19 protein-coding genes and 3 pseudogenes are annotated in these 24,617 nt (G+C 66.0%); 16 read left to right on the top strand and 6 right to left on the bottom strand.

Translation table 11 applies throughout. The features are described 5' to 3' along the window. Positions 1-161 precede the first annotated feature (161 nt). Together QPK27_RS24175 and QPK27_RS24170 are read left to right on the top strand one after the other, a co-directional pair. Entirely contained in the window at positions 162-932 is a 771-nt protein-coding gene (locus tag QPK27_RS24175; protein WP_290420711.1) for a phosphatidate cytidylyltransferase, read from the top strand. Next, complete coding sequence (locus QPK27_RS24170; protein ID WP_290420710.1) at positions 929-2,725, top strand: bifunctional alpha/beta hydrolase/class I SAM-dependent methyltransferase; 1,797 nt, start codon at positions 929-931, stop codon at positions 2,723-2,725. The genes QPK27_RS24175 and QPK27_RS24170 overlap by 4 nt, the downstream gene beginning before the upstream one ends. Here QPK27_RS24170 and QPK27_RS24165 read toward each other — a convergent pair. Both QPK27_RS24165 and QPK27_RS24160 read right to left on the bottom strand, forming a co-directional pair. Continuing rightward, a complete protein-coding gene (locus tag QPK27_RS24165; RefSeq protein ID WP_308633617.1) occupies positions 2,676-3,293 on the bottom strand; it encodes a CDP-alcohol phosphatidyltransferase family protein in 618 nt (205 codons plus the stop codon). The genes QPK27_RS24170 and QPK27_RS24165 overlap by 50 nt on opposite strands. Next, positions 3,269-4,507 carry a phosphatase PAP2 family protein gene (locus tag QPK27_RS24160; RefSeq protein ID WP_290420709.1) on the bottom strand — a complete coding sequence of 413 codons (1,239 nt, stop codon included), beginning with the start codon at positions 4,505-4,507 and terminating at the stop codon, positions 3,269-3,271. Before QPK27_RS24160 ends, QPK27_RS24165 begins: the two co-directional genes overlap by 25 nt. 18 nt (positions 4,508-4,525) lie before the next feature. Here QPK27_RS24160 and QPK27_RS24155 point away from each other — a divergent pair, with 18 nt between their 5' ends. The 14 genes and pseudogenes from QPK27_RS24155 to QPK27_RS24090 all read left to right on the top strand — a co-directional run bounded on the left by QPK27_RS24155 (position 4,526) and on the right by QPK27_RS24090 (position 19,560). Next, positions 4,526-5,566: a patatin-like phospholipase family protein gene (locus QPK27_RS24155; protein ID WP_290420708.1), complete on the top strand. Its 1,041-nt coding sequence runs from the start codon at positions 4,526-4,528 to the stop codon at positions 5,564-5,566. Continuing rightward, positions 5,563-6,297 (top strand): SDR family NAD(P)-dependent oxidoreductase, encoded by a 735-nt coding sequence (locus tag QPK27_RS24150; RefSeq protein WP_290420707.1) that lies wholly within the window; start codon positions 5,563-5,565, stop codon positions 6,295-6,297. Before QPK27_RS24155 ends, QPK27_RS24150 begins: the two co-directional genes overlap by 4 nt. 300 nt (positions 6,298-6,597) lie before the next feature. Continuing rightward, the gene (locus tag QPK27_RS24145) at positions 6,598-8,904 is read left to right on the top strand and encodes a TonB-dependent receptor (RefSeq protein ID WP_290420706.1); all 2,307 of its coding nucleotides are present in this window, start codon (positions 6,598-6,600) and stop codon (positions 8,902-8,904) included. A 199-nt stretch (positions 8,905-9,103) separates the two neighbouring features. Continuing rightward, entirely contained in the window at positions 9,104-10,624 is a 1,521-nt protein-coding gene (adh, locus tag QPK27_RS24140; RefSeq protein WP_290420705.1) for an aldehyde dehydrogenase, read from the top strand. Positions 10,625-10,634: 10 nt separating this feature from the next. Then, positions 10,635-11,105, top strand: coding sequence for a DUF779 domain-containing protein (locus QPK27_RS24135; RefSeq protein ID WP_290420704.1), 471 nt, complete (start codon positions 10,635-10,637; stop codon positions 11,103-11,105). 79 nt (positions 11,106-11,184) lie between these two features. Further along, positions 11,185-11,460 (top strand): annotated as a pseudogene (locus QPK27_RS24130) (alcohol dehydrogenase catalytic domain-containing protein); the annotation flags it as partial. Positions 11,461-11,473: 13 nt separating this feature from the next. After that, positions 11,474-12,418 (top strand): annotated as a pseudogene (locus tag QPK27_RS24125) (zinc-binding dehydrogenase); the annotation flags it as partial. Between the two features lie 76 nt (positions 12,419-12,494). Further along, positions 12,495-13,073: an S-(hydroxymethyl)glutathione synthase gene (gfa, locus tag QPK27_RS24120; RefSeq protein WP_290420703.1), complete on the top strand. Its 579-nt coding sequence runs from the start codon at positions 12,495-12,497 to the stop codon at positions 13,071-13,073. Positions 13,074-13,139: 66 nt separating this feature from the next. Further along, a complete protein-coding gene (locus QPK27_RS24115) occupies positions 13,140-13,484 on the top strand; it encodes a hypothetical protein (protein WP_290420702.1) in 345 nt (114 codons plus the stop codon). Between the two features lie 139 nt (positions 13,485-13,623). Beyond that, positions 13,624-15,363: pseudogene (locus QPK27_RS24110) on the top strand (methanol/ethanol family PQQ-dependent dehydrogenase); the annotation flags it as partial. A gap of 135 nt (positions 15,364-15,498) precedes the next feature. Then, the gene (locus QPK27_RS24105) at positions 15,499-15,891 is read left to right on the top strand and encodes a cytochrome c (protein ID WP_374047114.1); all 393 of its coding nucleotides are present in this window, start codon (positions 15,499-15,501) and stop codon (positions 15,889-15,891) included. Further along, entirely contained in the window at positions 15,888-16,904 is a 1,017-nt protein-coding gene (locus QPK27_RS24100; RefSeq protein WP_290420700.1) for a quinoprotein dehydrogenase-associated putative ABC transporter substrate-binding protein, read from the top strand. Before QPK27_RS24105 ends, QPK27_RS24100 begins: the two co-directional genes overlap by 4 nt. Before the next feature lie 188 nt (positions 16,905-17,092). Beyond that, on the top strand, positions 17,093-17,989 hold the full coding sequence (locus QPK27_RS24095; RefSeq protein ID WP_290420699.1) for a hypothetical protein: 897 nt from the start codon (positions 17,093-17,095) through the stop codon (positions 17,987-17,989). Between the two features lie 80 nt (positions 17,990-18,069). Further along, the gene (locus QPK27_RS24090) at positions 18,070-19,560 is read left to right on the top strand and encodes an ATP-grasp domain-containing protein (RefSeq protein WP_308633616.1); all 1,491 of its coding nucleotides are present in this window, start codon (positions 18,070-18,072) and stop codon (positions 19,558-19,560) included. A 100-nt stretch (positions 19,561-19,660) separates the two neighbouring features. On the opposite strand, the gene QPK27_RS24085 is transcribed toward QPK27_RS24090, so the two are convergent. From QPK27_RS24085 to QPK27_RS24070, 4 genes are all read right to left on the bottom strand, one after another. After that, positions 19,661-20,764 (bottom strand): beta-propeller fold lactonase family protein, encoded by a 1,104-nt coding sequence (locus QPK27_RS24085; RefSeq protein WP_290420698.1) that lies wholly within the window; start codon positions 20,762-20,764, stop codon positions 19,661-19,663. Further along, positions 20,761-21,342, bottom strand: a complete 582-nt coding sequence (locus QPK27_RS24080; protein WP_290420697.1) for a cytochrome b — start codon at positions 21,340-21,342, stop codon at positions 20,761-20,763. The genes QPK27_RS24085 and QPK27_RS24080 overlap by 4 nt, the downstream gene beginning before the upstream one ends. A gap of 73 nt (positions 21,343-21,415) precedes the next feature. Beyond that, on the bottom strand, positions 21,416-23,521 hold the full coding sequence (locus QPK27_RS24075; RefSeq protein WP_290420696.1) for a sigma-54-dependent Fis family transcriptional regulator: 2,106 nt from the start codon (positions 23,519-23,521) through the stop codon (positions 21,416-21,418). 306 nt (positions 23,522-23,827) lie between these two features. Further along, complete coding sequence (locus tag QPK27_RS24070; protein WP_290420695.1) at positions 23,828-24,238, bottom strand: DUF2061 domain-containing protein; 411 nt, start codon at positions 24,236-24,238, stop codon at positions 23,828-23,830. Positions 24,239-24,617: the final 379 nt, after the last annotated feature.

The raw sequence follows: 24,617 nt of genomic DNA, 5'->3' as shown, positions 1-24,617 counted from the left end.
GAAAGTAGGTTATCGTCAGGCTAGTTATATGAAAAACCCCACCAGTGATCTGGTGGGGTTTTTTGCTTTGGACTCAAGGAACATCGCCGAATGAGATTTTCGGAGAGTATTGCGAGTAGGTAGCTCTATATAATCTACCGACTGCAACTTATCCGGCTCCGATGTTTCCATTCTTCGAAGCAGGCGCCTCGATCGCCATCGCCATGTCGGCGTTCTATGCTTTGCTGGCCACCGCGTCGCTCTCGGTCAGATTCGCCACCCGCAAGGCCGCGCCAGGCATGCTGAGCGCCCAGATCAACGCCTGGTGGCGGATCTTCCCCATCGTTACCCTGGCCCTGCTCGCCTATCCCTTCGGTATCCCCATCCTGGCCGGCCTGATTTGCCTGCTGACGCTGAATGAACTGCGCCCGTACTGGCAGCACCAGGATGCGCGCCGCCTGATCCTGTGCCTGGCCAGCGTGACGACCGGCGCAATGCTCTTCCTGGCCGCCTTCACAACGCTGCCGTTCGGCCCGCGCACCAACCTGGCCTGGCTGTTCTACCTGTTCATCCTCACCGCGCTCAACGACATCGCCCAATTCGTGTCCGGCAAACTGTTCGGCCGCCACCGTATCGCCCCGACCATCAGCCCGAACAAAACCTGGCAGGGTCTTGCCGGCGGTATCGTCATCTCGCAATGCGTCAGTCTCGCACTCGGAAGCTACCTCGATCTGGCCGCCCCGCTGATCCTGTCCCTATATGGCCTGCTGCTCTCGATCGCCGGTTTCGCCGGCGACCTGCTGTTCTCCGCCGCCAAGCGCCGCCTCGGCATCAAAGACTTCTCCGCTCTGATCCCCGGTCACGGCGGCATCCTCGACCGGGTCGACAGCCTGGTCCTCACCGCACCGCTGTTGTATTGCCTGCTGCGCAGCACCAACCAAGGAACGTCATGAAACGCGAACATCCAGTGGCATGGACCACGATCGAATCCGGTTTCAACGGCGGGGACGGCACCCGCCTGTTCTACCGCGCCTGGAAGCCGGCCTCCATGCCGAGCGGCCGACCGCGCGCCCTGGTTTTCCTGCACCGCGGCCATGAACATTCCGGCCGCATCGCAAGCCTGGTCGAGCGCTTCGGACGCCAGCAGGACTGGGCCTTCGCCTACGATGCGCGCGGACATGGCCATTCTCCGGGCGAACGTGGCGACGCACCGGGATTCGCCACGCTGGTCGACGACCTCGATTGCTTCGTGCGTCACGTGTCGGCCGAATACGGCATCGCCGTCGAAGACATCGTGGTGGTGGCCAACAGCGTCGGCGCCGTGGTCGCCGCCACCTGGGTGCACGACTACGCGCCGCGCATCCGCGGCCTGATCATGGCGGCTGCCGCCTTCAGCATCAAGCTGTACGTGCCGCTGGCGAAACCCGCGCTGCGCTTCGCGCGCCGCTTCAAGCCCGACCTGTTCGTCACCAGCTACATCCGTCCCGGCATGCTGACCCATTCCGAGGAAGAAGCCGCTGCCTACGCCGCCGATCCCCTGATCGCGAAAAGCATCTCCGCCAACATCCTGCTCGAGCTGGCCGACACGGCGCAGCGCATCGTCGCCGACGCGGCGGCGATCGACGTGCCGGTGCTGATGCTGGCGGCGGATAAGGATTACGTGGTGCATGAGGCGCCGCAGCGCCGCTTCTTCGACAGCCTCAGTTCTTCGCTGAAGCGCTACGTGCGCCTGGAGGACTGCTACCACGCCGTGTTCTACGAGCGCGACACCAGCGTCGCGATGCAGGCCAGCCGCGACTTCGTCGCCAACTGCTTCGACACCACGCCGCTCGAGCCGGCGCATTACCTGGGCGCCGACCGCAGCGGCCACGCCGCGCGCGCTTACGCAGCGCTGGAGAACAACCAGACCGGCAACGCCGCCACGCGCGCCTGGTTCGGCCTGCAGCGCCGCATGCTCGACGTGCTCGGTCCGCTCAGCGACGGCATGCGCCTCGGCCTGAAGAACGGTTTCGATTCCGGCGAGTCGCTCGACTACGTGTATCGCAACCAGGCCGGCGGCCGGCTCGGACTCGGCAAGATCATCGACCGCGGCTACCTGGACGCGGTCGGCTGGCGCGGCGTGCGGGTACGCAAGGCGCAGCTGCAGCACATGCTGGCCGAACGCATCGCCGCCCATCCGCGCGAGCAGGAGCGGCCGCTGCGCATCCTCGACATCGCATCCGGCTCGGCGCGCTACGTGCTGGAGACGGTCAAGCGCTTCCAGGACCGCCGCATCGAGGTGACGCTGCGCGACTACATGCAGTACAACGTCGACAACGCGCGCCGCCTGACGCAGGAACTAGGCTTGAGCCTGCCGGTGTATGTCGAACTGGCCGACGCCTTCAGCACCGACAGCTACGTGGGCCAGGAAGGACGCTACGACATTGCGGTGGTATCCGGCCTGTATGAGCTGTTCAGCGACAATCAGCAGGTGCTGGCGTCGCTGCAGGGCGTGGTGCGCAGCCTGCGTCCGGGCGGCTACCTGATCTACACCGCCCAGCCATGGCACCCGCAGCTCGACATGATCGCCTACACCCTGGTCAACCACCGCGGCCTGCCGTGGAAAATGCGCCCGCGTCCGCAGGCCGAGATGGATGGCCTGGTCGCACTGGCCGGCGCATGCAAGGTCGACACCGCGATCGGTGTCGACGGCATCTTTACCGTGTCGCTGGCGCGCAAGGACGCAGCGCCCGGCGCAGGCGGTTGAACACGGTCAGCGCCGACAGCAGCAGCACCAGCACCAGCAAACCATTGGGCCAGGCCGGCGCCACTCCGGCGCCGACCAGCAGCGCGATCACCCCGAAAGCGAAGGCGCGATCGCTCTTGCCCATCGGTCCCTCGAAGCCGCGCGGCGCGCCGATCGCCTGCGCCAGCACGCCGGCGAATTCGGCCAGCAGCGCGGCCAGCACCACGCCCACCACCAGCGCCGGCGACAGGCCGGCCGCCAGCGCGAACGGCAGGTACAGCGCCGCATCGGACACCTGGTCGCACATCTCATTGAGCAGGGCGCCGAGCGGGGTCTTGTTGCCGGTTGCGGTGGCCAGCATGCCGTCGATCGCGTTCAGCGCCATGCGCAGCAGCAAAAAGGCCGGCAGCCCGTACCAGAGCGCGGCGCGCTCCGGCCACAGCGCCAGACAGACCCCGTACGCCACCGACAGCAGCATCGCGCCCAGCGTCACCTGGTTCGGTGTGACGCCGGCGCGCGCCAGCGCCGCCAGGGCGGGGCGCAGCAATTGCTGGAAGCGTGGTTTCAGCTGATAGATCGAGATCGACATGACTGGAGCTTTCGTAGGTAGAGGCGGGCGATCAGCCGGCTGCGGCTGTAGCCCATGGCGCAATGGATGAAGACTGGCCGCCCGGCGCCGTGCGCCTGCGCGACTGCCGCCAGCACCTGGCGCAACTGTGCGGGACGCGGCGCCTGCAGGTCGAGCAGCGGAAAGTAAAGGTAGTCGGGACCGCGCAACGCGGCCGCTTCGGACAGTTCGCCGCACAGGTCGATGACGGCGCAACCCGGCGGCAGCTGCATGGCTTCGGCGCGGCCAAGACGGCGTCCGATCCACAGCCCCGGCGCATGCTCGGTGAACGCGGGCTTGCGCCGCTCGCGCCAGCGCACCAGCAGCCAGGTAAGACGATAGCCGGCCAGGTAGGGCCAGAACAGCAGCCAGGCAGACCAGGGATGGCGGCCCGCGTGCTTGCGCAGGAAGTCGGCGCGCCGCGCACGGTAGGATGCCGCCACCAGCAGGAGGCAGGCCGCGCCGTATGCCGCCAGCCAGCTGCCGAACACGCCGACGCCGACCAGGGCCAGCAGGGAAGCGGCGATCGCATAATAAAAGGTGACGCCATGGCGGCGCGTGGCGCCGGGCCGCACCAGCCGCGCCACCAGCACGCCCAGCAGCAGGCCGCCGCCGACGTCGAGCAGGTGATGCTGCCAGGTGAACACGGTGCTGGCGCCGACCAGCAGCAGCCAGCCGGCCAGCGCAATGCGCAGCACCCCCCGGCACAGCGGCGCCAGCGTCAGCCAGAACACCACGCAGTACGCCACGTGCAGCGACGGGAACTGGTTATATGGCTGGTCGACCAGCGCCAGCCAGTCGAACAGCAGCGCAGTGATCGCGCCATCGACCGCCGGCCGCACCGGCCCGAAACGGGCCGGCATGACCACGAACACCAGGCAGGCGATGCAGGTCGCCAGCAGCAGCCGGCGGCTGGCCACACGCAGCTGTTCGGGCGTGCGCACGGCGAAGAACAGCAATGTGAAGAACAGGCCGGAGCTGGCGTACGGCAGCACCATCCACGGCACGAAGGGGATGGCGGCATCGATCCCGAGCGCCAGGCTGCGGCCGGCCTGCTGCCGGTGTGCGAGGAAGTTGGCCAGCGGGTAGCACAGGCTGAACACGCCCCAGTTCAGCGCCAGATGCAAGACCCGGTGGCGCATCGGCAGCCGGGTAACCGGAGCGTCGGCGGCTGCGACTTGTGGTAGCTCTTGCATTTGTGCATTATGCATCTGATGAAGAATCATGAACAGTACGCGCGCTGCCTGGTGCTGGCCGGAGGCGGCTTTCGCTTCGGTTACTATCTGGGCGTGCACGCCGCCGCGCAAGACTGCGGGCGCGCGCCGGACGTGGTGCTGGCCACCTGCGGCGGCGCGATCGCGGCGGCGATCATCGCCGGCGCGCCGGATGCGCGTACCCGCCTGGCATGGGCGGCGTCGCCCGCGATGTACGGCTTCCTGCGCGAAGTAACGTCCACGCTGCGCGCCACGCCATTGCGCACGCTGGGCGGCGCCGCGCGGCGCTGGATGCAGCGTGCACCGGCGCCGCATGTTCCCGACCTGTTCCGGGATTACCTGTTCGAGCTGCCCGACCGGTTGCCGCTACCTTTGGAGCCGGTTGCCGGCGCTCCGGCGCTGGCCATCGTCGGCGGCCAGCTGCTGTTCGGGCCGGGCGATGCGGGGACGGCGCGCGGCGATCGGCCGCTGTTCGCCCAGACCGTGTTCTGCCCGCCGGCTGCGGCCGCGCTGCTGGATGGCCGCCCCGCGCCGGCGGCCGACCCGCGCTGGAGCGCCGGCGCGGTGGCGCCGCAGCTGCGCGCCGACAGCGCGACGCCGCTGCGCGATGCGGTGCGCATCTCGATCGCCGACATGTTCTATTTCCGCAGCCACGCCTGCCACGGCCGGCATTACACCGGCGGCGTGATCGACCTGTTCCCGCTCGAAATCGCGCATTACCTGGCGCGCGAAGTGATCATGGAGCGCAAGATGCCGTTCAATCCCTGGCTGGCCGCGCCGGCGCTGCGCGCGGTGCTCGGCATCGACGGCGCGGCGCGCCTGCGCCACGTGCACGCGCTGCACGCCGATGCCTGGGTCGACACGCGCGACATGGCGCAGGCTCTGCGCGCCCACGGCATCGGCAAGCGCATCGACTGGCGCCGCAACCGGATCGCGCTCGCCGCGCCGCCATCGGCTGCGGCCTATGCGGCGCAGGTGCAGGCGCAGTGGGACTACGGCTACCGCAAGGGCATGGCCGCCATGAAGAAAGCAACAGCATGAGAGTCATGATCATCGGCGGCACCAGCGGCATCGGCCTGGCGCTGGGCGCGCACTACGCCGCACGCGGCGCGCAGCTGGCGCTGTGCGGACGCGATCCGCGGCGCCTGGATGGCCACGCGCTGGACCGGCATCCGCACGTATCCCGCTATGGTTTCGATATCCGCGACGCCGACGACTTGCGCCGCGCAATCACGGATTTCGGCCGCGACGGACTGGACCTGCTGATCGTGGTCGCCGGCCAGTATGCCGACGCCGCCGGCCTGGCGGCGCAGCCGGAGCTCGGCCCGCGCCTGGTGCAGACCAATATCGCAGGACTGGTCGACGCCTTCGACATCGCGGCGGAGCTGATGCGGCGCCAGGGCCATGGCCAGCTGGTGGCAGTGGCGTCGATCGCCGGCCTGCTCAAGGACTATCCCGGCAACTCGCTGTACAGCGCCAGCAAGCGCGCCGCGATCGCCATCTGCGACAGCTACCGCAAGGCGCTGGCGCCGTTCGGCATCGCGGTGACGACGCTGGTACCGGGCTACGTCGACACCGCGCGCCTGCGCGAACTGAATGGCGGCGACGCCGGCGCCAAGCCCTGGCTGCAGTCGGAAGCCGATGCAGTGAAGCACATGAGCGCCGCCATCGACCGGCGCGCGGCGCGCTGTGTGTTTCCCTGGCAGCTGCATCTGCTGGTACGTCTGTTCAATTGCCTGCCCAACTGGCTACGCGGCTTGCGCGGCAAGTGACAGCTGTTCCGTGTCGGCGTTGAGTGCGCAGCAGGCGACGCAGCTGTACCGTCCACGCAACAGCGTCCGAACCACATCCGCGGAACAACTGTTCAGTTATTGAACAGGCGCGCTGCGCATTACCCGGATGTACGCCTGGCATGTCCCTTGCTGGTCCCCGTTTACAAGACCACAACACAGGGGACCATGATGAAAGAGACGTTCGGAACGTCAGGCACCGTCATTGCCAGCGCCGCAAGGCCGATCCAGCAGTCATTTGCACGATCGCGCACCAGGCCCATCCGTCATCGGCCTGTTCTTTTGGCCCTCCTGCTGTCGCCCTGTGCACTGGCCGATCCCGAGGTTGCCGCTGCACCGGTGGCGCCGTTGGCGAAGGTCGAGATCATCGGCATCGCTCCCCTGTACGGTCTGGGCATCGAGCGCGAACTGCTGCCCTATCCGGTGCAGGCCGCCGCCGACAAGACCATCCAGAAATCCGGCGGTGAAAACCTCTCCGAATTCATGGCGCGCACCCTGAGCGGCGTCAACGTCAACGAAGTCTCGGGCAGCCCCTTCCAGAACGACATCACCTTCCGCGGCTTTCGCGCCTCGCCCGTGCTGGGCAGCTCGCAGGGCCTGTCGGTCTACCTCGACGGCGTGCGCGTCAACGAGCCGTTCGGCGACGTCATCAACTGGGACATGGTGCCCGAAGCCGCGATCGGCACCGTGGTGCTGATCCCCGGCGCCAACCCCCTGTATGGGTTGAGCACGCTGGGCGGCGCGCTGGCCTTCACCACCAAGTCGGGCCAGACCCATCCCGGCATCGAAGCCGACCTCTCGGTGAGCCACCAGGGCCGGCGCCGCGCCGACCTGGCCTATGGCTGGCAGAACCCGGACGGCTGGCACGGTTTCATCGGCAGCACCCTGTTCGACGACGATGGTTGGCGCGAACACTCGCCCGGGCGCCTGGGCAATGTCTTTATCAAAATGGGCCGCTCACAAGGCGCCACCGACTGGAGTGCCTCGCTGCTGGGCGGACGCAGCCGCCTGCTCGGCAACGGCCTGCTGCCCGACCTGCTGTACGGCGACAACCGGCGCGCCGTCTATACCTACCCCGACACCACCCGCAACCGGCTGCTGCAGGGAACGCTCAATTTTACGCAGCGCTTCGGCGGCGATAGCCAGTTGAACGCCGTCGTCTACGCCCGCAACAGCCGGCGCGACACCGTCAACGGCGACCTCAACGAAGAGTACGACGAATACGTCGAGGAATGCGAAGACGGCTTCGAGGACGACGGCTCGCCCGAGGACGCCTCTTGCGACTTCACGCGCGACGAGGCCGCCGCGCTGCACACGGGCGTACTGAACACCACCAGCACGCGCCAGGACAGCCACGGCGCCAGCCTCGCCTTCAGCGCCCGGCGCGGCAGCGTCCGCTACGACCTCGGCGCCACCTTCGACCGTAGCGAGGTCGACTACGCCCAGTATGAGCAGGAAGCGTTCATGACGCCCGAGCGCGAGGTGATCGGCGACCCCGAGGAAGAACCCGAGCTGTTCTCCGGCGTCAATGGCAAGTCGCGCGCCTACAGCCTGTACCTGGCCACCAGCACCGAACTCGGCGCCAATACCCAGCTGACCGCCAGCGTGCGCTACAACCGCGCGCGCGTCACCAATACCCTGTTCAATGAAGATGGCGTGCAGCCGACCGAGAGTTTCACCTACACCCGCCTGAATCCATCGCTCGGCCTGACCTACCGCATGGCGCCAGCAGCGACGCTGTTCGCCAACATCGCGCAAAGCAACCGGGTGCCGACCGTGATCGAGCTGGGCTGCGCCGATCCCGAAAATCCCTGCCGCCTGCCGGTCGGCCTGCAGGCCGACCCATACCTGAAACAGGTGGTGGCGCGCACGCTGGAAGCCGGCGTGCGCGGCCGCTTCGGCGGCGCCATCGACAGCGGCAGCTATGCGCTGTCGCTGCACCGCACCGTCAACGACGACGACATCCTGTTCCTCAGCGCGCCTTCGCGCCAGGGATATTTCGCCAATTTCGAGCGCACGCTGCGCCAGGGCGTGGATGCGATGTTCACGCGCCAGTACGGCCGCCTCGGCCTGCAACTGACCTACAGCTTCCTGCAGGCCGAATACGACGCCGACGGCGAACTGTTCACCGGCGCGCGCAACGTCGTCGTCGGGCGCGGCACCCGCATCGCCGGCCTGCCGCGCCACACCGGCAAGCTGGCGCTGGACTGGGAGCTCACGCCGCGTTTGACCATCGGCGCCGACTTCTACGTGGTGTCGCACCTGACCACCCAGGGCAACGAGGATGGCTTGACCGAAGACCTCGAGGACGACGACGACGAGCCGCAGCGCGCCGATTGGCGCATCCCCGGCCACGGCCTGCTGACGCTGCGCGCCAGCTATCGCCCGGCCACCAACTGGGAACTGTTCGCGCGCGTCACCAACGCGCTGGACCGGCGTTACGAAACCTTCGGAGCGGTGGCGCCCGACTTGTTCCCGCATGGCCAGCTGATCAAGCCGCACGAGCAGCCGGGCGACGCCGAAAACGCGCGTTTCGTGGCGCCGGGCGCGCCGCGCATCGTCGTGGCCGGCCTGCGCTACCGGTTCTGAACCGCTGCGCAAAAGCAGGACACCTGTACCGGGTCGGGCGCAACGGCCGAGACACCTGTTGCATTCCTGGAGCGCCTTGAAACACCGGCCTCCAGTGCAGCGATGCTGGCACGACCCTTGCGATAGATGACGCCATACAGTCAGCGTCGCAGTGAATGTCGCGGTCGGCGTCGCAGTGACGACAAAAAAAGGAGACAACATGAATCTTGCAGACATCGACAAGCTGGGTGTCGCCAACCCGTTCCGCCGGCGTTACGACAACTACATCGGCGGCCAGTTCGTGGCCCCGGTCAAGGGCGACTACTTCGCCAACATCACCCCGATCACCGGCCAGCCGTTCTGCGAAGTGGCGCGTTCCGGCGCCGAGGACATCGAGCTGGCGCTGGACGCCGCCCATGCCGCCGCGGACAGCTGGGGCCGCACCTCGCCGGCCGAGCGCGCCAACATCCTGAACCGCATCGCCGACCGCATGGAGCAGAACCTGGCGCTGCTGGCCACTGCCGAGACCATCGACAACGGCAAGCCGATCCGCGAAACCACCGCCGCCGACATCCCGCTGGCGATCGACCATTTCCGCTACTTCGCCGGCTGCATCCGGGCCCAGGAAGGCTCGATCTCGCAGATCGACCACGAGACCTACGCCTACCACCTGCACGAGCCGCTCGGCGTGGTCGGCCAGATCATCCCCTGGAACTTCCCGATCCTGATGGCGGTCTGGAAGCTGGCGCCGGCGCTGGCAGCCGGCAACTGCGTGGTGCTGAAACCGGCCGAGCAGACGCCGGCCTCGGTCATGGTGCTGGCCGAGCTGATCGGCGACCTGCTGCCGCCGGGCGTGCTCAACATCGTCAACGGCTTCGGCCTGGAAGCCGGCAAGCCGCTGGCCTCGAACAAACGCATCGCCAAGATCGCCTTCACCGGCGAGACCGGCACCGGGCGCCTGATCATGGGCTACGCGGCGCAGAACCTGATTCCCGTCACGCTCGAACTGGGCGGCAAGTCACCCAACATCTTCTTCGACGACGTGATGGCGCATGACGACGACTTCTTCGACAAGTGTCTGGAAGGCTTCGCCATGTTCGCGCTGAACCAGGGTGAAGTCTGTACCTGTCCGTCGCGCGTGCTGGTGCAGGAATCGATCTACGACCGTTTCATCGAACGCGCGCTGGCTAGGGTGAGCGCGGTCAGGCAGGGCAATCCGCTCGATCCGGCGACCATGATCGGCGCCCAGGCCTCGCAGGAGCAGCTGGAAAAAATCCTGTCCTACCTCGACATCGGCCGCCAGGAAGGCGCCGAAGTGCTGGCCGGCGGTGCGCGCAGCAAGCTCGACGGCGGCTTCGAGGACGGCTATTACGTGCAGCCGACCGTGTTCAAGGGCCACAACAAGATGCGCATCTTCCAGGAAGAGATCTTCGGGCCGGTGGTCTCGGTCACCACCTTCAAGGACGAGGCCGAGGCGCTGGCGATCGCCAACGACACTCTGTATGGCCTGGGCGCCGGCGTCTGGACCCGCGACGGCGCGCGCGCCTTCCGCATGGGCCGCGCGATCCGCGCCGGACGGGTCTGGACCAACTGCTACCACCTGTACCCGGCGCACGCCGCCTTCGGCGGCTACAAGCAGTCCGGCATCGGACGCGAGAACCACCGCATGATGCTCGACCATTACCAGCAGACCAAGAACCTGCTGGTCAGCTACAGCGCCAAGCCGCTGGGATTCTTCTGAGCGGCGCACCATGGACCAGTACAGCGAACCCCACGTGCAGCGGCGCGACCAGGCGGATGCGCCCGAGCGGGTCTGCGCCACCGGGGCGGCGCGCGCCTTCATCGGCGAATTGCGCAGCCGGCATGGTCCGCTGATGTTCTTCCAGTCCGGCGGCTGCTGCGACGGCAGCGCGCCGATGTGCTATCCGCTCGACGAGTTCAGCGTCAGCGATACCGACGTCCGGCTCGGCGCCATCGACGGCACCCCGTTCTACATCGGCCGCGAACAGTTCGGCTACTGGGCCCACACCCAGCTGATCATCGACGTGGTGCCGGGCAACGGCGGCATGTTCTCGCTCGATAACGGCACCGGCAAGCGCTTCCTGACCCGCTCGCGCCTGTTCCGGGATGACGAACTGGCGCGGCTGAAGGCAGCGCCGCAGGCGTCATCTGTCGAGCCTGCTTCGGTCCAGGCGCCGCCTTCCGGGCCAGTGCCGGTCTAGGCGCCACCATCCTGAGTCCGGCGCCAACCACATCAACGCACGCACCCGACCGTTTTCGAAACACGCCACCGGAGACACCATGAAAAGCAGAGCCGCCATCGCCTGGAAAGCCGGCGAACCATTGTCGATCGCCGACGTCGACCTCGAAGGACCGCGCGCCGGCGAGGTGCTGGTCGAGATCAAGGCCACCGGCATCTGCCATACCGACTACTACACGCTGTCGGGCGCCGACCCCGAGGGCATCTTCCCCGCCATCTTGGGCCACGAAGGCGCCGGCATCGTGCTCGACGTCGGCGCCGGCGTCACCTCGGTGCGGCGCGACGACCACGTGATCCCGCTGTACACGCCGGAGTGCCGCCAGTGCAAGNATCTTCCCCGCCATCTTGGGCCACGAAGGCGCCGGCATCGTGCTCGACGTCGGCGCCGGCGTCACCTCGGTGCGGCGCGACGACCACGTGATCCCGCTGTACACGCCGGAGTGCCGCCAGTGCAAGTTCTGCCTGTCGCGCAAGACCAATCTGTGCCAGGCGATCCGCGGCACCCAGGGCCGCGGCCTGATGCCGGACGCCAGTTCGCGCTTCTCGTTCGAGGGCCAGCCGATCTACCACTACATGGGCACCTCGACCTTCTCCAACTACATCGTGGTGCCCGAGATCGCGCTGGCCAGGATCCGTCCCGACGCCCCGTTCGACAAGGCCTGCTACATCGGGTGCGGCGTGACCACCGGCGTCGGCGCCGTGGTGTTCTCGGCCGGCGTCGAAGCCGGCGCCAACGTGGTGGTGTTCGGCCTGGGCGGGATTGGCCTGAACGTGATCCAGGGCGCGCGCATGGTGGGGGCCAACCGCATCGTCGGCGTCGACATCAATCCGGGCCGGGTCGAGATCGCGCGCAAGTTCGGCATGACCGACTTCATCAACCCGAACGAGGTCCCGAACGTGGTCGACCACATCGTGCAGATGCTCGACGGCGGCGCCGACTATTCGTTCGAGTGCATCGGCAACACCACCGTCATGCGCCAGGCGCTGGAGTGCTGCCACAAGGGCTGGGGCCAGTCCTTCATCATCGGCGTGGCCGCCGCCGGCCAGGAAATCTCGACCCGTCCGTTCCAGCTGGTGACGGGGCGCCAGTGGAAGGGTTCGGCTTTCGGCGGCGCGCGCGGCCGTACCGACGTGCCGAAGATCGTCGACTGGTACATGGACGGCAAGATCAACATCGACGACCTGATCACCCACACGCTACCGCTCGATCGCATCAACGAAGGCTTCGAGCTGATGAAGAGCGGTAAGTCGATCCGCTCGGTGGTCCTTTACTGATACATCACGCAGCACAAGCTGCGCGCCAGGCAGCAGCGAACGACATCTCGACAGACCAACCCAGGGAGAACGGGACATGAACGATTCAGTCAGGATTCACCCGGCAGTCGATGCCGGATTTTCTCCGGCGCAGCCGGGCTTTGCGGGTGGCACGCTGGCGTGCCGCTGCACCACCGACACGGTGACGGTCGATATCGGTTCGCAGGTGGCGCACAACCACGTCTGCGGATGCACCAAGTGCTGGAAGCCGGACGGCTCGCTGTTTTCGCAGATCGCCGTGGTCGGCAGCGATAAAGTGAAAGTCACCGCCAACGGCGACAAGCTCAAGGTGGTCGACGACAGCGCCACCATCCAGCGCCACGCCTGCGCCGCGTGCGGCGTGCACATGTACGGCCGCATCGAGAATCGCGAACACGCGTTCTACGGCCTCGACTTCGTGCACACCGAGCTGTCGCGCGAGCAGGGTTGGGCGCCGCCCGAGTTCGCCGCCTTCGTGTCGTCGATCATCGAATCGGGCGCCCGTCCCGAAAACATGGGCGCGGTGCGCGCACGCCTGAACGACCTCGGCCTGCCTCCGTACGACGTGCTGTCGCCGCCGCTGATGGATGCGATGGCGACCCACGTCGCCCGCAAGAGCGGCGTGCTTAGGGATTGAGTCGTTCGGCGCGGCGTGCACGCGTGCACGGGCGCCGTCATCGAAGAACGAGGAGTGGAGACCACGATGAAGCCATTGCGCTTGCTGTTGCCGATTGCCCTGGCATTGCCGCTGACGGCGCACGGCGACGATTTTCCGACCAGCGGCCGGGTCGAGTACGTCCTCGAGTGCATGCAGAAGCACGACGGCAAGCAGGAGTACCTCTACAAGTGCTCCTGCGTGGTCGACCGCATCGCCAAGGCGCTGGCCTATGACGACTACGTGGCGATGTCGGTGGCGCTGCGCTACCAGTCGCTCAGCGGGGAGCGCGGCGGCCTGTTCCGCGATGCGGCCTCGAACAAGGACATGGCAGGCAAGTTCAGGCAGATCGAGGCCGATGCCCACAAGGCCTGCGCCGTGCCGCAACGCTGATGGTCCGAGGTGCCTGGCCGCACTGCAGGCGAAGTGATGCAGATCCATACAAAAATTACGAGGAGACGTAACCATGTCATTTCACACCAGATTCACCTGCTGGGGCGTATGCCTGGCGCTGGCCGCCGGTGCGGCATCGGCGGCCGATTCCGATGTCGCCAGGCTGACCAAGGATCCGAAAGTCTGGGCCATGCAGGCCGGCGACTTCAGCAACCACCGCTATAGCGAGCTCAAGCAGATCACCAGCAAGAACGCCCGCAACCTGACCGTCGCCTGGACCTTCTCCACCGGGGTGTTGCGCGGTCACGAAGGCGGGCCGCTGGTGATTGGCGACACCATGTACCTGCACAGCCCCTTCCCCAACAAGGTGTTCGCCATCGCGCTGGAAGACCAGAGCATCCGCTGGAAGTACGAGCCGAAGCAGGACCCGGCCGTGATCCCGGTGATGTGCTGCGACACCGTCAACCGCGGCGTCGCCTACGCCAACGGCAAGATCTTCCTGCAGCAGGCCGACACCACGCTGGTGGCGCTGGACGCCAAGACCGGCAATGAACTCTGGAAGATCAAGGTCGGCGACCCCAAGCTGGGCGAAACCACCACCAACACCCCGCACGTGTTCAAGGACAAAATCCTCACTGGCATCAGCGGCGGCGAGTTCGGCGTGCGTGGCCGCATCACGGCGCACGATATGAACACCGGCAAGATCCTGTGGAAAGCCTGGAGCACCGGACCCGACAACGAACTGCTGGTCGATCCGGCCAAGACCATGACCTGGACCGACGGCAAGATGGCGCCGATCGGCCCTGACTCCTCGCTCAAGACCTGGCAGGGCGACCAGTGGAAGCTGGGCGGCGGCACCACCTGGGGCTGGTACAGCTACGACCCCGAGACCAATCTGGTGTACTACGGCACCGGCAACCCCAGTACCTGGAATCCGCGCCAGCGTCCGGGCGACAACAAGTGGTCGATGACCATCTTCGCGCGCGACCTCGACACCGGCATGGCCAAGTGGGTGTACCAGATGACACCGCACGACGAGTGGGACTATGACGGCGTCAACGAGATGATCCTGGCCGACATCAAGGTCAAGGGCAAGCCGCGCAAGGCGCTGGTGCACTTCGACCGCAACGGCTTCGCCTACACCATGGACCGGGTCAGCGGCGAACTGCTGGTCGCCGAAAAATACGATCCCGTGGTGAACTGGGCCACCCACGTCGACATGAAGAGCGGCCGGCCGCAGGTGGTCGCCAAGTACAGCACCGACAAGAATGGCCCGGACGTGAACACCAAGGGCGTCTGCCCCTCGGCCCTGGGCACCAAGGACCAGCAGCCGGCCAGCTATTCGCGCAAGACCGGCCTGTTCTACGTGCCGACCAACCACGTGTGCATGGACTACGAGCCGTTCCAGATCGAATACACGGCCGGCCAGCCCTATGTCGGCTCGACCCTGTCGATGTACGCCGCGCCGAACAGCCACGGCGGCATGGGCAACTTCATCGCCTGGGATGCGGGCACCGGCAAGATGGTGTGGTCGAAGCCGGAACGCTTCTCGGTGTGGAGCGGGGCATTGAGCACCGCCGGCGACGTGGTCTTCTACGGCACCCTGGAGGGCTATATCAAAGCCGTCGACCTCAACGGCAAGGAGCTGTGGAAGTTCAAGACCCCATCCGGCATCATCGGCAACGTCACGACCTGGGAATACAAGGGCAAGCAGTATATCGGCGTGCTGTCCGGCATCGGCGGCTGGGCCGGGATCGGCCTGGCGGCCGGCCTGACCAAGGGCACCGAAGGGCTGGGCGCCGTGGGCGGCTACAAGGACCTGGCCAAGTACACCGAACTCGGTGGGGTGCTGACGGTCTTCGCCCTGCCCGAGCGCTGAGCCGCTTACTGGCTGTGATGGGCCCTGCGCCACACGCGCACTGCGGATGATCGACGGCGGCGACCGGTGCATGGCGCCGGCGCCGCCCGTCACCCGCTTTTCCAAGGAATCACTATGAAACCATGTATCAAAGCCATGCTGGCAGCGGCCATGGCTGCCGGCACGATCGTCTGCGCCAACCCCGCCTTCGCCCAGGCCGCCAATGCGGCGCCGTACCAGGTCAGCGATGGCACCAAGGTCGATACCCAGACCCTGAGCGGCTGGCGCACCTGGCGCGCCATGGCATGCGAGCGCTGCCACGGCGCCGCCCAGGAGGGCATGGTCGGCCCCTCTCTGGTGGGCAGCCTGAAAGTGCTCAGCAAGGACCAGTTCAAGGAAGTGGTCCTGAAAGGACGGATCGAGAAGGGCATGCCGAATTTCGACGGCAGCAAGATGGTGGTCGAGAACATCGACAATCTGTACGCCTACCTGAAGGGACGGTCGGACGGCGCTATCCAGCCCGGACGCCTGCAGGAGATCGGCAAATGACGATCCGCGTGCACGGGAAGACGGGCTGCGCATTGGCCGGCACGGTCAGGCGTGCATGTGCTTGCTTGATGGCCGGCTTGGCCTGGCTGGTGTTGCCGGCGGTGGCCCAGAGTCAGGCCCAGCCCTCAGCCCAGTCTCCGGCCCAGTCTCCGAACCAGGCGCCAGCACAGACTCCGGCCCAGTCCCCCCCGGAAGCCTCCGGTCCGGGAAGCGACAAGGTGCTGCGCGTCTGCCAGGATCCCAACAACCTGCCGTTCTCGCACCGCTCCCAGAGTGGTTTCGAGAACAAGATCGCGGCCCTGTTCGCCCAGGAGCTGGGCTGGGAACTGGAAACCACCTGGTTTCCGCAACGGATCGGCTTCATCCGCAATACCCTGCGCGCCAAGCGCGAGCATTCGGACGAGTTCAAGTGCGACCTGGTCACCGGCGTGCCGGCGGGTTTCGAGATGGCCGCCACCACCCATCCGTATTACCACTCCAGCTATGCGCTGGCCTACGTGAAAGGCCGCGGCAAGGGACTGGATGGGGTGCGCGGCCTGGACGATGTGCTGGCGCTGACGCCCGAGCAGCGCCGCAAGCTGCGCTTCGGCGTATTCACGGCCTCGCCGCTGACCGATTGGCTGCTGCAACATCACTTCATGGAGCAGGTCGATTGGTACCAGATCCAGTCCGGCGATGCGGAACAATATCCGGGAGAGATCATCGAGCGCGACCTGGCCAGCGGCAAGATCGACCTGGCGTTCGTATGGGGCCCGATTGCCGGCTATTTTGCGCGCACCACCCGTACCGCGCCGATCGTCGCGGTGACCCTGCGCTCGCGTCCCGGCATGAAACTCGACTACGACATCGCGATGGGCGTGCGTCACGCCGACAAGGCCTTCCGCCAGCAGATCGACGGGCTGATCTCCGCCAACCAGGGCAAGATCAATGCGATCCTCGAGGAGTACGGCGTTCCCTTGCTCGACCAGCAAGGACAACAGCTGCGCACCTCGCAGCGGTCCGGCAAGCCGTGAGGCGCACGCTCATGGATCTGCTTGTGCGATCACTCATGCCGCAGCCGCAGCCTGCCCCTGAGCCTGGTCCAGGACGCTTGCATCCATACCGCGATCCATATCGTCATGTCCGCTGCCTGGGCTTGTGGCTGCTCGCCTTGATGACGCCAATCCACGCCGGCGCCCAGACCAGCTCTTCGGAATTGGCAGTGGCCGAAACCCTGCTGTTCGAGACCGACCACCTGGCCCGGGTCGAACCGCCCGCGGTGCTGGTCTACGAGTTTCGCAAGGTGAGCAGCGTAGAGCCGGGCTTCAGCGACAAAGTGCAGCTCGATGTCACGGGCAGCAAAGGAAAAGTCAGCGCCACCTTGCATTTCCTGTCAGGGAAGAACCGGCACGACCTGCCGGCGCTGGAAGAAGCGCACGGCAATCCGGTGCTGCTCGGTTTTCTCGAGCGCGACATCAGTGAAATGAAGCGCCTGACCGGCGGCTCGACCGCCTATTTCCGCAAGCGCCTGCGGATGGCGCTGGCTGAAAGCGCCCAGGTGAGTTCGCAGTCGATTACCTACCAGGGCAAGGTGCTCGCGGCGCAGGCCGTGCGCATCCAGCCTTACCTGGACGACCCGATGCATGCACGCTTCGAGCAGTACGTGAACAAGACCTACACCTTCATCGTCAGCGACCAGGTGCCGGGCGGGATCTACCAGCTGCGCAGTTCGCTGGCCAACCGCGGGAGGCCGCAGCCGGGGACGACGGTTGCAGGATCGGGCGAAGGCGGGATTGTGCCCGGACAGACTGCAACAACGCCTGTGATGGAGGCAAAGGCGTCAAAAGGCATGGCCGCGAAACAAGCGGCTGCGAAAAGCAAGGTGGCGCAAGACATCGACGCGAAGGATGTCGCCGTAGCGCAAAGGGCCGTTGAGGACGAGCCAGCCGCAGGGACGCCGGCGCCGGCCATCAAGACAACGCTCCCGGCCGCCAAGACGCCGGCGCCGACCGCAGGGACGGGCGCTGTAACTTTGCCGGAAATCGACGAGACACTGACGCTGGTCAGCGTCGCTCAACGCCAGCCAGAAAGCACATCCGAAGCCGAACGCAAGCGCTAAGCACGAAGCCGGCGCTGGACAACCCCAGGCGGGACTGGCTGCAACACGGAATCGAGCACCGGACGAATCGTTGGGAACAGATGGAACGACAGGGAGCGCGGGGAAAGACCGCCCACGTTCCGGGAATCAGCCGGAGGCATGCGATGGCGCGCTTGAAAGTGCTCGTGGTCGATTCCTCTGCCGGCAGGGGAGCGACAAGGCCCATGTCCCAGGCACTGGGACGCCAGGCCGAGGTGATATTGCACGGATTGCTGGCTGACCTGGGCGCCCTGTCCGAGGTCGAGGTGACGACGATTACCGTCGCCGGCCCTGCACCTGGCCGGGACATGGCCGAGCCTGTCTCCAGCGATCCCGGTGTCGACGTAGCGGGCGACGCATCTGCTCATGAGGCTGCTTATGCGGCCACTTGCCCGCCAGACGGCGCGACAACGCATGTGACGCATGTGACGCATGACGCGGCGGACCGGGCCATGGAGGGCAGCAAAGGGCGAGCCGCACGATACGCCACAAGCCATGCAGCGGCTCTTGCAGCCGATGGGACGGCCGCAGTGAATGGGACTGTGGATGACGCGGCAGATAACGCGGCAGATAACGCGGCAATATTCGCACGAGCTGGCGCAGCAAGGTACGCAGGCGATGGCGCCGCAAGATGCGCCGGAGATGGCGCAACAAACTACGCCGGAGATGGCGTCGCACGATACGCAGCAGACGACACGGCAGGCTACGCATCAAGCGAGGCAGTCGGGCTATCCCTGGAGCGCGCCGCGCTGCAGCCGCGAGCCAGCAGGTTTGGCGCGCAGTTCGACGCTTGCATACGGGGCGCCGACGCGGTCTGGCCGTTGGCGTTCGAATCGGCCAGGGCGCTGGAGCACCTGTCGCGCGAGATCCTGCACGCCCGGCGCATCCTGCTCGGTAGCGCGCCCGGCGCCGTGGGCGTCGCATCAAGCAAGCTCAAGCTTGCGCGCGTGCTGGCCGCCGGTGGGGTCGCCACGGTCGCCACCTACAGTCCGCATGCATCCCTGCCACAGGGCGGCGGCGCCTGGGTGGTCAAGCCCGACGATGGCGCCGGCTGCCTGCACACCATGCTGTTCAGCGATCGCAGCGCGGCGCTGGCATGGATACGCGCCAATGCCGCCGATGGCTACGTGCTGCAGCCTTTCATCGCCGGCCGGCCGGGCAGCCTGTCGCTGATCTGCTGTGACGGCGCCGCACATGTGCTGTCCTGCAACCAGGAGAGGGTGGCGATGCGCGACAACCGCTTTCACGTTCTCGGCAGCATCGTGAACGGCCTGGGCGACGACGACGGCGCACTTGCACGCCTGGCGCAGCAGGTGGCGGCGGCCATCCCCAGTCTGTGGGGCTATGTCGGCGTCGACTTCATTCTTACCGCACACGGCGCCGTGGTGCTGGACGTCAATCCGCGCCTGACCCCTGCCTATGCCGGCCTGCATGCTTCAATCGCTCACAACCCGGCCGCCCTGGTGCTCGACTTACTGAAGGGGAGTGGCGCGATGCCGCCGCCGATGGCAGGCATGCGCCGCCCGGTGAGCGTCGACATCGGCTTGCCTTGATGTCCGCCTGTATGGCAGTTATATGCGGACCTGCTTACCGGCTTGGTTCTTCTCCATTGCCGGACTGCCAGGCGGTTTACCTGACGCGGTGCGTGCCGGCTCACCTGATCGCCACGCCCCACGGCAGCTTGCCAACCGCAATATCGCGCAGTTTGGTGCGGCTGGCCGTGTCGATCACCGACACGTTGTTCGAACGGCCATTCGCGACGTACAGCTTCTTGCCGTCCGGCGTCAGCGCCATGTTCCATGGCCGCTGGCCAACCGGAATCGTGGCCACCACCTGGTTGCTGCCGGTGTCGATCACCGAGACATTGGCATCGCCGCCGTTCGAGACGTACACCTCGCGACCATCAGGATGCACGGCAATGCCGTTGGCGCGCAGGCCGGCCTTCACACGCGCCAGGACGGCGAAACTGGTGGTGTCGATGACGAACACCTCGTTCGCGTTCTCGGTGGCGACATAGGCCCGGCTGCTGTCGGGCAGAAAGCCGATCCCGCGCGGACGGGCGCCGACGGCGACCTGGGCCACCTGCTTGCGGCTGGTGAAGTCGATGATGTCGACGGCATCTCCCTCTTCGGCGCTGACGAACAGCAGTCTGCCGTTCGGGCTGAACACCGCGTGCTCCGGATTCTTGCCGTGCACCTTGATCGAAAAGGCGAGGGCATTGGTGCGGGTGTCGGTCACCGCGATCTCGTTCTTGCCTTCCAGCGCCGCGACCACCCAGCGTCCGTCCGGAGAAATCGACACCCCTTCGGGCGACTCGCCCAGCGCGATGGTGGCGCCCAGCCTGCGTGTTCCGAGTTCGACCAGTTGCAGGCGACTCTGCGGCTGATCGCTGACGTACAGCCAGCGCCGGTCGCGCCCGACCGCGAGGCCGCGTGGCTTGCTGCCGCCGGGCAGTTCGGCGATCACCTGGTCGCTGGCCGTGTCGATCACCGAGATCGTGCCCGCGCCTTCGTTCGGCACATAGGCCAGCGGTCCCGAGGCGCCCGAGGTCAGGGCAGCACGCTTGGCGCCCGCCTGTGCGGCCGGCCCCGGTGCTGCCGCCGTGGACGCCGCCGCGGGCGACGCCGCTGCAGCTGGCGCCCCTCGTGCTGCGGTAGGCGCCGGCGTCTGCGCCACAGCGGACGTCACATATGGCAGCAACGTCAGCACAACGGCCAGGGTGGCGGCAATCAGGAATGGAGGAAGTCGCATGGTCATCGGGTCTCCGGAGACAGGTCGGAAGGCAGGCGCGCACCGCGCGTCGTACGCTGCGGCCACATGCGCGACAACAGGCCGCCGCGGTCGATCAGCATGTGCTTGGCAACCGCCAGCAAGTGCAGCACGACGAATACCGCCAGCAACAGCGCAGCCAGGTGGTGCGCCTGGTTGAACAGCGCATACAGGGTCTTGTCGTCCGGCCCCCACGGCAGCCAATGAACGAGGTTAAAGAACTTGATGCCGTGCCGGCTGAAGTTCGAGGCCAGGTAGCCGGACAGCGGCAGCGCCACCATGCACAGGTACAGCACGACATGGCTGAGCCTGGCCGCATGGCGCTGCCAGGCCGGCATCGTAGCGGGAAGCGGCGGCGGCCGGTGGGTCAGGCGCCAGCCGATGCGCAGCAGTACCAGCACGCCGATCACGATGCCGCTGCTTTTGTGCAGGTTGACGAACGTCCCGCGCGCCGGCGTGCCGCGCGGGATGTCTTCCAGCATCAATCCGAACACGAACTGGCCGAGCAGCAGCAGGGCGAGCAGCCAGTGCAGGGTGATGGCAGTACCTGTGTAGCGAGCTTGCATGAACCACCTTCGACAAGGGCCGGCAGCGACAAGACGGTATCGAACAACGTGCAGGGGCAGCGTCAGTAGCGCATCAATGGAACAGCGCCTTGTCGCGCGGCTTGATCTCCAGCCGCTGCAACTTGCGGTACAGCGTATTGCGGCTGATGCCGAGCTCGCGCGCCACGCTGCTCAGGTTCCAATCGCGCCGTTCGAGTTCCTGCAGCAGGGCGAGCCGCTCTGCGCTTTCCAGTGGATTGAGCCTGGGTGCTTCGGCGCCTGGCGTCGCGTCCGTCATGGCCGCGGACGCGTCGGATACGTCGATCCGCGCCGGCGCCGCGATGGCGATGGCGCCCACGCGATATTCCGCAGGCAGGTCGCGCACCGTCAGGCGGTTGGTCTCGCGCAAGGCGATCATCGTGCGCAGCAGGTGGCGCAGCTGGCGCACGTTGCCGGGCCAGGGGTGCCGTTCGAGCAAAGCCAGCAAGTGTCCGTCGAGCTCGACGGGGCTGCCGGCGTCGCTTTCCTCGGCCGCCAGCTGGCAAATCAGGGCGCGCCGGTCGGCCCGTTCGCGCAGCGGCGGCAGGGTGATCGTCACGCCTTGCAGCCGGTAATACAGGTCGCTGCGAAACTCTCCTGCGCCGATTTTCTTGTGCAGGTCGCAATGCGTGGCGCTGATCAGGTGGATGTCGAGCTTGACCGGCGCCTTGCCACCCAGCGCCGTTACTTCGCGGTCTTCGAGCACGCGCAGCAGCCGTGCCTGCAAAGCGACCGGCATGTCGCCGATCTCGTCCAGGAACAGGGTGCCGCCATTGGCTTGCAACAGCTTGCCGCGCTGGCCCTCCTTGCTGGCGCCGGTGAACGCCCCCGAGCGGTAGCCGAACAGTTCGCTTTCGATCAGGGCTTCCGGTATCGCGGCGCAATTGATGGCCACAAAGGGGCGGGCCGCATGGCTGCTCGACAGGTGAATCGCCCGGGCAAAGCGCTCCTTGCCAGTGCCGGTTTCTCCTTGCAGCAAAATGGCGACGTTACGCTCGAGCACCCGCTTGGCCGTGTGGATATTGGCGGCCATCGACGGATCGCCCAGTTGCAGCGCATCGAGCGCCGTGGCGCCCGGCGCCAGTACATCGGCCGCCGCGCCGCTGCGCAGGACCGGATGCGTCCTGCCCTCCGCCGCTGCGGCGGGCACGTTCGCCGCAGCGGCCACCGGCTGGTACATCACCGCGAAAAAGCGGGCGCCGCTGCGCGCCTCGAAGATCGGCACGGGATGGAACGCTTTCTTGACGCTGGAATCGATCAGCCCGCAGAACGTGATGTTGAACAGCTCGGTGATGTCGCGGCCGACGATGTCGCTGCGTCCGTTCAGGCCGAGCTGGAACAGCGCACAGCGCGTCACCGCCAGCACCTTGCCGGTGACGCTGAGCGCGATCGCGCCTTCGCTCAGGGTGCCGACGAATTCGGAACGGGTATGGAAGCGCAGGATGTACTCGTGGCGGAACTGCTGCAGGAAGACGCGGTTTTCGATCATCTGCACCGACATGTTGACCAGGGCCAGCGTGTGCTGCTGGGCCAGGTGCGATTCGCCGGACGCGTCCAGCACAGCGACAAGCTCGCCTTCGTGATCGAAAATCGGCGCCGCCGCGCACGAGAGGCCGATATTTCGGGACAGGTAATGCTCTTCCTGGTGGACGGTGACCGGACGCTGCTCGAACAGGCAGGTGCCCATGCCATTGGTGCCTTGCACCCGTTCGCTCCAGATGGCCCCGGGCATCAGGCCGGTCCTGGAGGCGGCGTGGGTGAATGCCGGGTCGCCGAAATAATTGAGCAGCACGCCGTCGCGGTCGGTGAGGATGATCGCGTAGCCGGAGCCGGCCAGCTGCTGGTACAGGTTGGCCATCTCGACGGTGGCTACCGCCTGCACGTCGGCCAGGCGATCCTGGCGCTCGCGCAAGTCGGATGCGGACACCACTTCGGGATCGTTGCAGGCGCCCGGGTCGAGCTTGTATTCGTTGAGACATCGGATCCAGGAGCGCGTGATCCGGCTGGTGACGGGCGTATCGAATGCAGCGCCGCCGGCAGGTGAAGCCGATACAAGATCGAGCGTACGGTTCGACGCCGTTCCCGGAGCATGGGCGGACACAAGCCGCCCGTGAACGACCGAATGGACACGCTTGATGTGCTCTGCGGCAGCTTTCAGCATGCTGTCTCCTACGTCCCTGACGATCGCAACGATGTCGTTATAGATGGACTATTGTTCGAGGTGAGCCTGCGGCGAAACGCTGCGACGTATTTACCTCGTCAGCAGATAGTACGGTCGCCTGAAAATATTGCAAGTATTTTGAACGCGGTAAGTAGACGCACCCATTCGATTTGCTAGGTTTCAGATAGGGGTCATATAAGGTGGCGTTGATGGGAACTGCGGGGACACTGACCTATCCAGTGTATGAAGGACCAACGCATAATCAGGCGATGCCCACCAGACAGGCGTGCACCCGTTACCGTGTACTCAAGCAGCGTTCAGCTTGCCATTGATGCGCAGTTCCAGATTGTCCCAGAACCGATCATGGATCGGCAGCAGCAGCACATTGCAGACCGGCTCCAGGATGGCGGCAACGCCGCCGACGGCGGCCGAACCGGTGGCCACGTACATCACGCCGAATGCAACGACCATGTGCATCGCGGTCTGGCTGACCTTCTCAGCAGCGATCTTCAGGTAGCGGTCCTTGGTCGAGGTGGCGCGGGCGCGGATGGAGGCCCAGGCATGTTCGTGGAAGGGAAGGAGCAGCACATTGATCACAGGTTCGATGATGATGGCCAGGCCGCTGAACACGACCGATCCGGTCATCACGTAGGCGATGGTGAAAGCAATCGCCATGTGGGTGACGACCTGGCTGGTTTTCTTCGCTGCGACGACCATGATGCTTTCCTCTTCCTTCGTTGAATCACTGTTGAGTCAAATGATAGTGATTCTCGTTTGCGAGGAAAAGCAAATTAATTTTAGCGTTCTGATAGGTATGATCTATCGTAACGTCATGATCTGCAAGCTGTCGTAGTGTCACAACTGGCCTTGCGGGATATGTCATGGTTTTGTTATAGTTTCGTTCTGCCCGACGCAAACGCAGTCTTACGATAGCGAAAACGACAGGTAGAAAAAATGGGGTTGACGAGATGTACGAAACGCTTCATACTCTCTCTTCTCTGCTGCTGACGAACACAACGATTCGCAACGATGCAGCAAGTGCAGTACCGAATACAGTTCTTTAAAAATTAACAGTCGATAAGTGTGGGCGTTTGAT

This window comes from Massilia sp. YIM B02443, assembly GCF_030411955.1.
Lineage (GTDB): Bacteria > Pseudomonadota > Gammaproteobacteria > Burkholderiales > Burkholderiaceae_D > Telluria.
Note: the sequence above shows the minus strand (reverse complement) of the source record. Positions and strands in the feature narration are given on the sequence as shown.

What these genes read in the sequence shown, in the direction of transcription:
- QPK27_RS24175 (WP_290420711.1), top strand. Translation starts at nt 162, where the DNA reads ATGTTTCCATTCTTCGAAGCAGGCGCCTCGATCGCCATCGCCATGTCG.
- QPK27_RS24170 (WP_290420710.1), top strand. Translation starts at nt 929, where the DNA reads ATGAAACGCGAACATCCAGTGGCATGGACCACGATCGAATCCGGTTTC.
- QPK27_RS24165 (WP_308633617.1), bottom strand. Translation starts at nt 3,293, where the DNA reads ATGTCGATCTCGATCTATCAGCTGAAACCACGCTTCCAGCAATTGCTG.
- QPK27_RS24160 (WP_290420709.1), bottom strand. Translation starts at nt 4,507, where the DNA reads ATGCAAGAGCTACCACAAGTCGCAGCCGCCGACGCTCCGGTTACCCGG.
- QPK27_RS24155 (WP_290420708.1), top strand. Translation starts at nt 4,526, where the DNA reads ATGAAGAATCATGAACAGTACGCGCGCTGCCTGGTGCTGGCCGGAGGC.
- QPK27_RS24150 (WP_290420707.1), top strand. Translation starts at nt 5,563, where the DNA reads ATGAGAGTCATGATCATCGGCGGCACCAGCGGCATCGGCCTGGCGCTG.
- adh (WP_290420705.1), top strand. Translation starts at nt 9,104, where the DNA reads ATGAATCTTGCAGACATCGACAAGCTGGGTGTCGCCAACCCGTTCCGC.
- QPK27_RS24135 (WP_290420704.1), top strand. Translation starts at nt 10,635, where the DNA reads ATGGACCAGTACAGCGAACCCCACGTGCAGCGGCGCGACCAGGCGGAT.
- gfa (WP_290420703.1), top strand. Translation starts at nt 12,495, where the DNA reads ATGAACGATTCAGTCAGGATTCACCCGGCAGTCGATGCCGGATTTTCT.
- QPK27_RS24115 (WP_290420702.1), top strand. Translation starts at nt 13,140, where the DNA reads ATGAAGCCATTGCGCTTGCTGTTGCCGATTGCCCTGGCATTGCCGCTG.
- QPK27_RS24105 (WP_374047114.1), top strand. Translation starts at nt 15,499, where the DNA reads ATGCTGGCAGCGGCCATGGCTGCCGGCACGATCGTCTGCGCCAACCCC.
- QPK27_RS24100 (WP_290420700.1), top strand. Translation starts at nt 15,888, where the DNA reads ATGACGATCCGCGTGCACGGGAAGACGGGCTGCGCATTGGCCGGCACG.
- QPK27_RS24090 (WP_308633616.1), top strand. Translation starts at nt 18,070, where the DNA reads ATGGAACGACAGGGAGCGCGGGGAAAGACCGCCCACGTTCCGGGAATC.
- QPK27_RS24085 (WP_290420698.1), bottom strand. Translation starts at nt 20,764, where the DNA reads ATGACCATGCGACTTCCTCCATTCCTGATTGCCGCCACCCTGGCCGTT.
- QPK27_RS24080 (WP_290420697.1), bottom strand. Translation starts at nt 21,342, where the DNA reads ATGCAAGCTCGCTACACAGGTACTGCCATCACCCTGCACTGGCTGCTC.
- QPK27_RS24075 (WP_290420696.1), bottom strand. Translation starts at nt 23,521, where the DNA reads ATGCTGAAAGCTGCCGCAGAGCACATCAAGCGTGTCCATTCGGTCGTT.
- QPK27_RS24070 (WP_290420695.1), bottom strand. Translation starts at nt 24,238, where the DNA reads ATGGTCGTCGCAGCGAAGAAAACCAGCCAGGTCGTCACCCACATGGCG.